Source organism: uncultured Veillonella sp. (assembly GCF_963522475.1).
Lineage (GTDB): Bacteria > Bacillota > Negativicutes > Veillonellales > Veillonellaceae > Veillonella.
Genome location: NZ_CAUQYW010000010.1, coordinates 15,381 through 28,492 on the forward strand (window position 1 = coordinate 15,381; position 13,112 = coordinate 28,492).

Consider the following 13,112-nt stretch of genomic DNA (forward strand, 5'->3'; position numbering starts at 1 on the left):
ATTAATCCTCCCACGTCGATCCACCACTGGAATACCCATATTTATACCATGCTGCACAACTACCTTCTACAGATACCATGCAAGCACCAACTGGATGGTCAGCAGTACAACTTTTACCAAATAAGGGACATTCACTCGGCTTAATAAGACCTTGTAACACACGCCCACATTGACAACCTTTCGGATCAATAGATGGTTTTTCTAATGTAATTGGTAAAGCCTTTTCTGCATCATATGCAGCATATTCATTCTTTAAGGCTAAACCAGAATTTGGGATAATACCAATTCCACGCCATGCATCATCACATACGTCATACACTTCATTTATCATAGCTTGGGCTACAGGATTCCCCTGTTTCATAACTACAGAATGATAGGTATTACCTACAAATATTTGGCCTGTCTTGCGCTGCTCTAAAATATTAGCTATAGCAGATAATATTTCTACCCCATCAAAGCCAGCAATACATGATGGAATATGATATTCTTCTGGCAAGAATCGATACGGTTCTTCACCGATGATAACGCTCACATGGCCAGGCAAGATAAAACCATCGATATGACCTTCTTGCTTATCTAGTAATGCCCGTAATGCAGGAGGCACTAATTTATGAGATACGAGGAAAAATACATTCTTAAGACCTGCAGCATGAACAGCTTTCACAGTCGCACAAATAACAGCAATAGTCGTTTCAAAACCTATGGCTAAGAATACAATTTTTTTATCTGGATGTTTTTTACTAAGCTCTATTACTTCTAATGGTGTATAGATAACATGGATATGAGCCCCTTTTGTTTGGGCCTCACTAAGACTACTATAACTGCCAGGAACCTTTAACATATCCCCGAAAGTAGCGATGATAACATCATCGCATTCAGCATAGGCTAACGCCTTATCCATATACGTTTGATCTGTTACACATACAGGACATCCTGGTCCACTAACAAGTTCAATGCCACTTGGCAATAATTGACGAAGACCTTCTCGGAAAATCGATACAGTATGTGTACCACAAACCTCCATAAGTCTTATAGTTTCCCCAGGCTCATGAAGGGTATTAATACGTTTTAACAACGCATCAGCACTATTCTGCTTTTCCTGCAAAGTAAGCTTCTTCAAGTTCTTCTAGCTCCTTAAAGGCATCTAATGTTTTTTGTGCCTCTTCTTCATCAACAATTTGTACAGCAAAACCTGCATGGACTAACAACCAGTCTCCTACCTTTGCTTCTGGTACGAGGAGTAAGCTACAATCACGAGTAGCACCTGTCAATTCGACAGTACCAATCGCATCATTTACAGCAACCAATTGTGCTGGTACAGCTAAGCACATATTATCTCCTTTATCTATTAAATTAATAAGACTTATTTTATATAAAAGTGCTTTTCACAAAAGCATTATCAGAATATATAAATTATTCTAATATCATTGTATCACATTTAAAAATATTATTTAGTGATAGTAGCTACAAATTATTATTTTGATATATGGCTACCAATCCATAGTTGACCTAGTGCCAATCCACCATCATTGGAAGGAACTGCTTCATTCATGTATAAATCACCTACATGCCAAGCTTTATACATTAGTTCTACTAATTTACGATTTTGAAATACACCACCAGATATAGCTACATTTCTAATGTTATATCGCTCCATTAAATCAGCAGCCGTTTCACATAATGCAATGGCAACGGTTTTATGGAATGATACTGCAAGATGAGATCTAGATTCACCTTTAACGACACCATCCATAATAGATTGAACAGTTGGAGTAAAATCAAGAATTCGCCCATCATAGTTATAATCAAGCAATGTGCCTTTTTCATCACCACATAAAGATTCTAATGCAATAGCAATTTGCGCATCATAGGTATGAATCATACCTAGTCCTAAAAGAGAACCTACTGCATCAAATAAACGTCCACAGCTCGTTGCTTGAATCATAGGCATTGTAGATTGTAATGCTTTATCTAATATTTCCCAACCTTTAGGTAGCCTGTTCATCCAATCTTGGTAAATAGGTGGAATATCATTACCATAATAATTTCTCATATACCATAAGGCTTGACGCCATGGCTCAGAAACCGCTTTTTCTCCACCTGGTAACGGCGCTTCATGGATATGGGCTAATCGTTGATATTGGTTGCCTTTACAAAGGAGAAATTCACCACCCCATACGCTTCCATCTGGACCATATCCAGTACCATCCATGGCAATACCTAGTACAGGGCCTTCAAGATTATGCTCTGCCATAACTGATGCAATGTGAGCATGATGATGTTGGACAGGTATAACAGAAATCTGTGAACTTTTACCAATACTTTCCCCTAAGTGAGAAGAGAAAAATTGAGGATGACTATCTACAATGATTTTCTCTGGTTGTATAGAAAATAATTTCTCATATCGGTCAATAGTCCACTCCAAAGTTGCATGAGTGGATGCATTCTGTAGATCACCAATATGTGGTCCCACAAGAACTTCAGAACCTTTATTCATAGCGAAAGCATTTTTTAAATCACTCCCCATGGCTAATATCGAAGTTTGCCCTGAAATTTCACAATGAATAGGTTCTGGTACATAGCCACGACTACGACGAATAAATCGAGGTTTCTTATGAATAACAGTTACAACAGAATCATCGAGAGGTGCATAAATTTTCCGATTGTGGACCAAAAAATAATCAGCCACTGCCCCTAACTCTTCAAATGCTTGATTATCATCATATAAAACGGGATCACCACTGCGATTACCACTCGTCATGACCCACGCCGCATCTGATGGTAATAGTACCTCATGCATTGGTGAATACGGTAACATTACGCCCAGCATATGATTATCTGGTGCCACATGGGGACTCAACCGTACCAAACTATCATGATTTCTTTGTAATAGTACGATAGGACGCTCCATTCCGGTCAATGTATCTAATTCTACATCACTAATATGAACTAATTCTATGGCTGTATCTAGAGACCCTACCATAATTGCTAGTGGTTTATGTGGTCTATTTTTACGCTTACGTAAGCGTTGTACCGCTACATCATTTCGAGCATCACAAACTAAATGATAGCCGCCAATTCCCTTTATAGCGATAATACTACCTTCGTTAATTAATTCACGGGTTGTATTCCATACATTTACTGTATCTACAACCGTACGATTAGGTTTATATAAAGTATAATGAGGGCCACATTCAATACATGCATTTGGTTCAGCACGATAACGGCGCCCCTCTATATCCTCATATTCAGCCTTACAAGCTTCACACATAGGAAACGCATCCATCGTCGTTCGCTCACGATCATAAGGTAGCGATTTAATAATCGTATACCGGGGGCCACAATTTGTGCAATTAATAAAAGGATATTCTTTCCTACGCTTGTCCTGCTCCAATTCTTTAAGACAGTCATCACATGGCGCTGTATCAGCACTAATAAACGTACTAACCTCTTCACCTAATGGAGAGGGCTTCACAGAGAACTCAACTTCATTGTTTTGTATAGTAAGATGTTGTACCCGTTGACTTGTAATGCGGCACAATCGAGGTTGGTCATCTTGAATCGCATCTAAAAACAACTGCAAATCACTAGTACAACCTTGTATCTCAACGTAAACACCTTGGCTATCATTATATACAAAACCTGTTAACCCTAGGGAATGTGCCCACATAGAAACAAGGGGCCGGAATCCGACCCCTTGAACTATACCGGTATAACGAATTCCCCAGCGTTCTATAGTTTGATTACTATTTTGTTTCATATAAACTCCTACTATAGACGGAGAATTAAATCTATTAACCTAATGCTACAGGAATACTGCCATCAATGCCAGCTTGTTCCAACTCAGCTTGAATCATAATAGCACATTCGATACGTTTCTTTTGTAAACGGCAGCCAAATTCATAAGGTGTTTCTAAATCGCCACCTAATGTAATGTTGTTAGCATGACAACCACCAGAACAGAAGAATTTCGCCCAACATTCAGCACAAGTTGGTTTAGAGAATACATGTGTATTACGGAAATCTTTAGGAATTTCTGTATTTTGTAAACCATCATACACATTGCCAAGCACATATCCATCTTTACCTACGAATTGATGACAAGGGTAAATATCGCCATTTGGTACGACTGCCATATATTCATGACCTGCCCCACAACCACGAAGGCGTTTAGCCATACATGGACCGCGATACAAATCCATACGGAAGTGGAAGAAGTTAAACTTCTCGCCCCAACCATCTAATTGACGTTGTAAATAAATATCTGCTAATTTTTCATATTCTTTTTCCAATACAGGCCAATCCTCTTCGCGAAGAACATAGTCCCCCTCTTCACCTACTACAGGCTCCATGGATAAATGTTCAAAGCCAAGATCAGACATAGCCATAACGTCTTTTGTAAAGTCTAAGTTTTTATGTGTATACGTACCACGTACGTAGTATTCAAGGCCATGGCGTTGTTTTACAGCATTGATAAGATTTTTAGCAATATATTTGTAAGATTCAGCACCACTACCAGCTACAGGACGCATCGCATTATGTACAGATTCACGACCATCCAAAGATAATACAAGGCTCATCTTATGTTCGTTTACATAGTCGATTTTATCTTGTGTTAAGAGCATGCCGTTTGTAGTCAATGTAAGCTTGAAAATCTTATTGTGCTTTTCTTGAATGGATTCAATATATTCAACTGTTTGTTTAACAACATCCCAGTTCAATAAAGGTTCTCCACCAAAGAAGTCTATTTCACAATGTTGACGAGGGCCGCTCATTTTAATGAGGAAGTCCACTGCACGCTTCGCCACATCAAAACTCATTAATTCACGTTTTACACCGCCGTAATCACCTTGGCTAGCAAAACAGTATTTACATGCTAAATTACAATCATGAGCAATATTTAAGCATAATGCCTTAACAATAGGTTTTTCACCTACTACAAGTTTAAACTCTGTACTCATGGGAGCAAACAATTGCTCTGCTTTAATGAGCTCATCTAACTCATCCATAATCTCATCAAGTTCTACGGCATCTTCTTTAGCATCTAATGCAGCATGTACTGCATCGCGATTAGTGCCATCATATATGTCAAGAACTCTATCAATGAGTTCGTCGATAACGTGAATAATACCACTATTAACATCTAAGCAGTAATAGTTATCCTTCATCCGAAACTTATGGATCATTGGTTTTAATTCTAACATGGTACCTCCAATTAATATGTATGGTAAAAGTTCTACTATATAGAACTTTCTAGATAATTGTACCACATTTCCACGCTAAACGTTATGAAAAGAGTCATAAAGATATACCATACAAAGTATGTATTATACACATAAATAAAAAAGGCCCGCTAAGCGAGCCTCTTTATTATTTTTGTTTGCAAACTTGGTTACCAACTGTGCAGCTTGTTTTGCAAGCAGATTGGCAAGATGTTTGACATTCCCCACAACCGCCAGTTTTAGCAGTTTTTTGCAAGGATTCAGTGTTGATAGTACGAATACGTTTAGCCATGGTTATCCTCCTCAATACTTATCGAATGATATTTATTTTATCATATTTATGAAAAGCCTGTAAAATACTATTTAGTTATGTTTTCTTCTACAGATTGTATTTTATTAACTTCTGTAGTTTTATTTATATCCGCTCCTACTGTTGTTGTAGTGCTTGTAACAACATCAGTTTTTTCTTTCTTAGGAGTATCCTTACGCAATACCTTACGTAATGCCAATGCAACTGGAGTAACGATAACAGCTGCAAAAACAGCTTCTGGAATACCATGCGTAACAGATAAGAATACGATAGAGCCTAATACTTGATCTGGGCTTAGGTTCATTTTAATAGCAAACATATCTGCGTAAAGCAAGAAGATAAGTCCCATAACCATAATTGTATGGAATACAGTACCCATAAATGCAGATACAAGAATGCGTGGACCTTGAGGTGCTTTCCACAATAATAAGTATACTAAATATGCTAATACAGGGAAAAGTATACGTGGTAACACAGAAATGATTGGATTAATAAATAGTGGGGATAAAATATTTGGAGCTGTAATATTTTGCCACAAGCTATAGCAACCAAAGATAAACCCTACAAAAGCACCAACTTTAGGACCCTCTACTATTGCACCAATAAGTGTCGGTACATGCAAGGTAGTTACATTAAGAGGACCCAATGGAATAATGCCATATCCAGATACACCTAATGCGATTGTAATCCCTGCCAACAAACCAATAATGGTAAGCTCACGGATGGTAATCCCACTCTTTTTCTCTTTTTTAGACTTTTTACGTTCAACTTGCTTCAGTTTTTCATTGTCTTGGATTGATACAGTTGAGTTATCATCCACTAGACGTTCATTGTTGTTCATAGATCCTCCTTCGCTCTCATTCCTTACGGATATAAGTCGAAACTAGAAATTAAATACGTTCACGGCGTCGTGAAATAATACCACGCTCTACCAATGCACCTATAATCACTGCTACGCCTGTCATACCAGCTTCTAACAAAGTTGGAGTAACAAACACTAGTGGATTACCTTGATACGTTGGAAAAACGGTGGGAACTAAAGATAAAATAAACTCTGGAATATAACCACCATATAAAATATGGGCATTCATAGCGAGCCATAAACCAGCAGTTAAAACAATACGAAATAATCGTATACCTTTATAGGCTATTTCTCTTGGGTATAAATAGAATACAAATACCAATAAGGATATAAGTAATGATACTAATTCTGCAAAGAGTATATTTACATTCATAGATGACGCATACATGAAATAAACCATTGGATCTTGTAGATCAATATATAGAAGTGAACCAATAAATAAGAATGGAATTGGAATAGTATATCCAATTATATCGAGCGCTTCATCTACCATTCCCCATCGATGATTTCGATTGAAAAACTTAGTAGCTAGCAATCCACAAAGTTCAATAAGTACTTGAACTATAAAATATACCACGAAGAGAAGCAACGCTGTTACAATTCCATTATCTGTAGTAAAGCTAAATGGCGTATGAAGAAAAGAAAATACAGTCCACCAAGCCCAACTATATGCATGATATCCCATACTCAATGGTAGATCGTCATTAAATTTAGCATTCTTAAGTCTTCGTACCATAAGAGGTATTACGAGGGACAACACGGGGAATACTAAGATTGGTAAAGCTATCGCTCCACTCAAAGAAAGAACTGTCGTTACAGCACTTACAAATAATGCACAGACAACGGTAAATAACCAGAAATTCTTATTCATTACGGCCTCCTACTAAACGAGTAAGACCATATGCCAAAACCAAGCTAATAGTAACGCCAATATACATAGCTACTAAAAAAGCTACATCTCGACCAACTGTTGGCCAGCTCCATAACATGGATAAATCTATACCGAGAAAAATACCTTTATAGCTAATACCGTGGATTATAATCCAACTTATAACATAGGCAATACGGCTAATCGATTTACCATCGTCAAAAGTACTACTTTTAAACGATAAATATGCCCAAGGCATTATTAACGATAAGAGCAAATACCATACAAGTGCGACTGTCGCACTCGATCCATTATGAATCATATACGCAATAATAGGAATTACTACGATAAATATATTCAAGTAAATGGATTTTTTACAAATATCTATTAATGTGTTCATAAAGATCTCCTATGATATGTAATCTCTTTGTATTTTACAATAATCATAGATAAATGTCATCAAAAAAGAAAAACCTCCATATAGGTAAATAAATACCTTATATGGAGGTTTTTAATTAAGCTACTACAGAGTCAGCTGTTACATCAATTGTAGGAACAGTTTCCTTTTGTTCTTCTTTCTTCAACAATGGAGTCATGCTTTCTAAGCCGATCCCCAATGTGAATAGATTATGCAACCATGCTGTTTGGCTCGGCGGCATAATACCGAGTACGCCACCACCTACAAGAGCACCGTTGAAACCAACGATACCATTGTAATTTGCTTTGATGCGTTTCATCAATGCCATAGAAATGCGGCGTAAATCTACAAGAGCTTGTAGATGGTCGGAAGAAATAGTAACATTTGCAATTTTTTGAGCAATCGGAGCGCCTTCATTCATAGCGATACCAACATGTGCTTCGGAAATTGCTGGGGAGTCATTAATACCATCCCCTACCATCATTACTGTATAGCCTTCTGCTTTTGCTTGTTTTACATAAGCGGCTTTATCTTCTGGCAATACTTCAGCATGTAATTCATCAATACCAAGTTCGTCAGCTACACGTTGTGCATTACGTTTGGAGTCACCAGTCATCATGACAACCTTTTTAATACCCAAAGTGTGTAAATCAGCTATAACTTGTTTTGCTTCCTCTCGAACAGGGTCTTTAATACAAATAACCGCTGCTAATGTACCTCCAATAGCGAGGTAAATATGTGAGGATGTATTTGGTAAATTGTTGAATTTTTCTTGTTCATCTGCAGGAATTTTTGTCTTTTCATCATCAAAGATGTAGTGAGCACTACCAATGCGTACACGATAGCGACCAACTTTAGATGCAATACCATGAGCTACAACGTATTCTACATCGGAGTGCATTTCCTTGTGAGGCAATGCATGATCCTTAGCAGCGCGTACAATTGCTTTTGCCATGGAGTGAGGGAAATGTTCCTCAATACATGCAGCTAATTTTAACATTTCATCTGCATCATGACCGTTGAACGGGATGATTTGTTCAAACTCAGGTTCTGCTTTTGTAAGAGTACCAGTTTTATCGAACACAATCATATCTGCTTGAGCTATTTGTTCTAAGAACTTACCACCTTTAACAGTGATACCGCGTTTAGATGCTTCTTGCATAGCGGAAAGTACTGCCAATGGAATGGATAATTTTAGAGCACAAGAGAAGTCAACCATAACGAAAGACAATGCTTTCATCACATTTCGAGTCAACAAATATGTTAAACCAGCACCAATAAAGCTAATTGGAACTAATTTATCTGCCATGCGGTATGCTTGTTGTTCCATACCAGATTTCATTTGTTCAGACTCTTCAATAAGGTTAACAATTTTTTCGTAACGAGATGTTTTAGATGTACTGCGAACTTCTACAATAGCTTTACCGTCTTCTACAACAGTACCAGCATATACAGAAGTATCTTTATCGCGGCGAACCGCTTCAGGTTCACCAGTCATGGAGCTTTCATTAACAAGAACAACTCCATCGATAACGATGCCATCCAATGGAATCACTTCACCTTGACGAATAATGATTTTATCGCCTGCTACAACTTCGTTAACTGGCTTGCTCACTTCGATATCGTCAACTAATACCCATACTTTATCTACATTCAAAGACATGCTTTGAGCAAGATTCAATACGGATTTACGGTGAGTCCATTCTTCTAAGATATCGCCAATCCCTAATAGATACATAACAGCACCAGCTGTAGGGTAGTCTTTTTGAAGTAAAGCAGCACCAATAGCTACACCATCAAGTACTTCAACAGTTAACTTACGTTGCCACAATGTTTTAATCGCTTTACCGATAAATTTAATACCGTCAAACCAAGCCCATGCAGCCGCAATCGGTGCAGGAAGCACTGCTTTTTTACCTAGGTAAAGTGCAGTACGGTTGATCATCATTTCACGGTATTTTTTATTTACCAAGCGAGGAGAATATTCGTTTAAAGCAGGAGCTTCGGACAAATCTAAATCGCGTAGAGCTAACACTGCATCACGCACAGCATCAGAATCGCCATTATGTTTAATGGCGATTTGACTGCTACGAGTGTAGAAGGTTACATCTACAATTGCATCATTAAGTAGTAATGTATCCTCTACATAAGCTGCTTCAGCCTCTGTAAAGCGATGACCAGTTACCTTAACATGCAAGCGATTTCTGAGTTTTCGTACAACAGAAAATTGTAACATAATTAAATCCTTCTATTATTTGTTTTCTTCAAAGATTTCTTCGTTGCGTGCTTCGTTGATTTCTTGAGCTTCTGCCAATACATCAGATGCGGATGCTTGTACTTTTTCAGCTGTTTCTAATACAGTTTCTTTAGCGCGAAGACCAGCTGCTACGATACCAGCATATACTTTTTTTGCGTCTTTGGAAGTTAACACTTTAAGACCTACAGTACCCAATGCAAGACCTGCTGCGAATAAGTTAGCGTTTTTAAGATTGTTTTGGTTGAAATTGAACATGATAATATCCCTTTCTACTAAATATAATAAAAAATGTAATTACAATATATGAAAAGAGGAGCTCATTATAGAGACTCCTCTTTCATTACTAGTAACTCGTATCAGCTTAATGATCAGTACGTTTAATACCTAGCGCCTTGTTCGAACCATCACAGCTGCAGTTACCACCACAACCAGAAGATTTTTTGGAATTAGATGCAGAGCCACCACCGCCACAACCGCAGCCACCCTTACCAGACACTTGTTTATAAATTTTTGTACCAAGATAAGCCAATGCTAATATCACTATAAGTCCTATAATTAAGGTATCCATTATAATTCCTTCTTTCTCAATATCCACCAAATTTCCATAAATTGATATATGATAAATGAGTTAAAAGCAATATATTTGGACATTTCCCTTTTCTCATTATCATTTAACCACAAACAATGATAATTGGCAAGAATTATTTTAAATTTTTCTATAATTTAATTACATTATGTCAATACAATTTAGTTCTAGGTATCTAAGGAATGTAAATCTTAGTGATTAGCTACGCTTTAATTAGAATCCTAGTGCCAAACCGATATTGTAGAAAATAAAGCATGCAATCCATGCAAAAGCATTTTCATAACAGAACATGAATAGCATCCATTTCCAAGATCCAGTTTCACGTTTAATAACAGCAAGTGCTGCTACACATGGTGGATAACACAAGATGAATAACATTAATGTTAATGCAATCAATGGTGTATAGTGTGGATCATTTTGTAAATATGCAGCCAATGCTTGAGGATGAACAGAATCACCACCTACTGCATAAATTGTACCCAATGTAGATACAACAACTTCTTTAGCTGCTAACCCGGCTACTAATGCTACACCCATTTTCCAATCAAAGCCCAATGGTTGAAGAATTGGATTAATTGCTTTACCAAACATAGCTGCATAAGATTGTTCGATTTTTTCAGATGCTTGTTCTTGATCAAGTTTTTGATTTTCATCAGCTAAGTTAGCTTGGTTTTTATACATAGACCAAGCTACTGGGAACAATTGTTCATTTTGTTCTTTAATATCATTGAATAATTCAGGAGCTTCAGAATCATCTTCCGTTTCAATTACGGGATCATCTTCACCATTAGCTTCTGCTGCTGAAGTAGCATCATCTACAGTAGATTTCATATTATCAACGATTTCATTAACTTGATCTTTTTGTTCATCTGTAGTAATACCAAATTGTTCTAATGTTTGAGCATCTTTTACTTCATAGGTAGCGGCTACTTGATCATGTAATTCATCATAATCTTGAGAGTATTGTACATCATTAGGATACGATGTAATAAACCAAATAAGGATAGTAGCAGCCAAAATAAATGTAGACGCTTTTTTGAAGTACATAATAGTACGTTCATACATATGTGTTGCAGTTGCTTTCAAGGTAGGCATATGATATGGAGGTAATTCCATAACAAACGGTTCTGCTTCGCCAGAGAACAAGAATTTGCGGAATATTTTAGCAAATATAATGCCCAAAATAATTCCTGCGAAGTAAATACAAAATAAAACAATACCAGCCATTTCCGGATTAAAGAATGCAGCAGCAAACAAAGTATATACAGGTAAGCGTGCTGAGCAACTCATAAATGGAGTAATTAAAATCGTTACCATACGATCTTTATAGTTATCCAGAATACGAGCACCCATAACAGATGGCACAGAACAGCCAAATCCTAGTAATAAAGGGATAAACGATTTACCATGCAAACCAAACGCGCGCATAACACGGTCAATAACAAAAGCGGCACGAGCCATATAACCAGTATCTTCCAAGAAGGATATCCCTAGAAATAGTAGTAAAATTAGTGGAATAAAAGACATAACAGCCCCTACACCAGCTATAATACCATCAGATACCAAAGATTGAAGTTGACCCTCAGGAATATATGTAGTCGCTAATCCTTGGAACCATGTAAATAAGTCTACTAGCCAACCTTGCGGAACCGCTCCTACTATATTAACAACATAAAATAATATAAACATAACCAACAAGAATATTGGCAAGCCCCAGATAGGATGTGTTAGCACTTTATCTAATCGATCAGAACGAGTTTCAGTAGATGCTGGATATTCTACAGTAATGGCATTAAATACTTCTACTGCAAAACGGTGACGATATTCTTGGAATACTAGATCAAGATCAACTTGATCTTTAACTTCTTCACGAATGGCTTTTGCCTTTTCCAAAGCAGCCTCTGTATTTTCAAGACGCATAATCTTGCCGACCACATCAGCATCTTTTTCCAATAATTTAACAGCAACCCAACGAATTGGATATGCTATGGATCCTGCTTTTACTAATTCTGCTTCTAATTCAGCAATTTTAGGTTCCAAAATGTCACCATAAGGAATAATAACACCCGGTTTTTTATTTTCCTTAGCACATTGAACAGTAGCTGCTAATAGCTCTTTTGTACCTATATTATTACGACCAACTGTGCGAACAACGGTAGCACCAGTCATTTTTTCCATCAACGGAATATCGTATTTAAAGCCCATATCATCAGCAACATCAGCCATATTTAGAGCAATAACCATTGGCACTTCGAGTTCAATCAATTGTGCAGCCAAGTATAAGTTACGTTCTAGATTAGATGCATCGAGCACGTTCACGATAAGATCTGGTTTATCATTAATGATAACATTACGTGCTACTAATTCATCCAAAGAACGTGCAGTTAAGCTATATGTACCTGGTAAATCTATAAACAATAATTCTTGGCCGTCAAATTTTGTATGGCCTTCTTTTTTTTCTACAGTAACACCTGAATAGTTACCGACATGTTGCTTAGCCCCTGTGATATTGTTAAACATTGTAGTTTTACCACAGTTAGGGTTACCTGCTAGGGCTATGCGAATTTGCTCATTATCTGCCATGAGGAC

12 protein-coding genes are annotated in these 13,112 nt (G+C 37.2%); all 12 read right to left on the bottom strand.

Annotated features, from left to right (window positions below; genetic code table 11):
* Position 1 precedes the first annotated feature (1 nt).
* Entirely contained in the window at positions 2–1,120 is a 1,119-nt protein-coding gene (gene hypD, locus RWP19_RS06695) for a hydrogenase formation protein HypD (RefSeq protein WP_314356979.1), read from the bottom strand.
* Positions 1,086–1,331, bottom strand: a complete 246-nt coding sequence (locus tag RWP19_RS06700) for a HypC/HybG/HupF family hydrogenase formation chaperone (RefSeq protein WP_295210594.1) — start codon at positions 1,329–1,331, stop codon at positions 1,086–1,088. Before RWP19_RS06700 ends, hypD begins: the two co-directional genes overlap by 35 nt.
* Before the next feature lie 143 nt (positions 1,332–1,474).
* Positions 1,475–3,760 carry a carbamoyltransferase HypF gene (hypF, locus tag RWP19_RS06705; RefSeq protein WP_314356980.1) on the bottom strand — a complete coding sequence of 762 codons (2,286 nt, stop codon included), beginning with the start codon at positions 3,758–3,760 and terminating at the stop codon, positions 1,475–1,477.
* 34 nt (positions 3,761–3,794) lie between these two features.
* Positions 3,795–5,204 (bottom strand): thioether cross-link-forming SCIFF peptide maturase, encoded by a 1,410-nt coding sequence (gene scfB, locus RWP19_RS06710; protein ID WP_039969275.1) that lies wholly within the window; start codon positions 5,202–5,204, stop codon positions 3,795–3,797.
* A gap of 166 nt (positions 5,205–5,370) precedes the next feature.
* Complete coding sequence (gene scfA / locus RWP19_RS06715; RefSeq protein ID WP_004693318.1) at positions 5,371–5,514, bottom strand: six-cysteine ranthipeptide SCIFF; 144 nt, start codon at positions 5,512–5,514, stop codon at positions 5,371–5,373.
* Positions 5,515–5,581: 67 nt separating this feature from the next.
* Positions 5,582–6,373, bottom strand: a complete 792-nt coding sequence (locus RWP19_RS06720) for an ECF transporter S component (RefSeq protein WP_314356982.1) — start codon at positions 6,371–6,373, stop codon at positions 5,582–5,584.
* Positions 6,374–6,422: 49 nt separating this feature from the next.
* Entirely contained in the window at positions 6,423–7,265 is an 843-nt protein-coding gene (locus tag RWP19_RS06725) for a hypothetical protein (protein WP_314356983.1), read from the bottom strand.
* On the bottom strand, positions 7,258–7,662 hold the full coding sequence (locus RWP19_RS06730) for a hypothetical protein (RefSeq protein WP_295210716.1): 405 nt from the start codon (positions 7,660–7,662) through the stop codon (positions 7,258–7,260). Before RWP19_RS06730 ends, RWP19_RS06725 begins: the two co-directional genes overlap by 8 nt.
* A gap of 115 nt (positions 7,663–7,777) precedes the next feature.
* Positions 7,778–9,916, bottom strand: coding sequence for a heavy metal translocating P-type ATPase (locus RWP19_RS06735; RefSeq protein ID WP_314356984.1), 2,139 nt, complete (start codon positions 9,914–9,916; stop codon positions 7,778–7,780).
* 15 nt (positions 9,917–9,931) lie between these two features.
* Positions 9,932–10,192: a DUF6110 family protein gene (locus tag RWP19_RS06740; RefSeq protein ID WP_005376730.1), complete on the bottom strand. Its 261-nt coding sequence runs from the start codon at positions 10,190–10,192 to the stop codon at positions 9,932–9,934.
* A 106-nt stretch (positions 10,193–10,298) separates the two neighbouring features.
* Positions 10,299–10,505, bottom strand: coding sequence for a FeoB-associated Cys-rich membrane protein (locus RWP19_RS06745; RefSeq protein WP_314356985.1), 207 nt, complete (start codon positions 10,503–10,505; stop codon positions 10,299–10,301).
* A gap of 231 nt (positions 10,506–10,736) precedes the next feature.
* Positions 10,737–13,106 (bottom strand): ferrous iron transport protein B, encoded by a 2,370-nt coding sequence (feoB, locus tag RWP19_RS06750; protein WP_314356987.1) that lies wholly within the window; start codon positions 13,104–13,106, stop codon positions 10,737–10,739.
* Between the last annotated feature and the right edge of the window lie 6 nt (positions 13,107–13,112).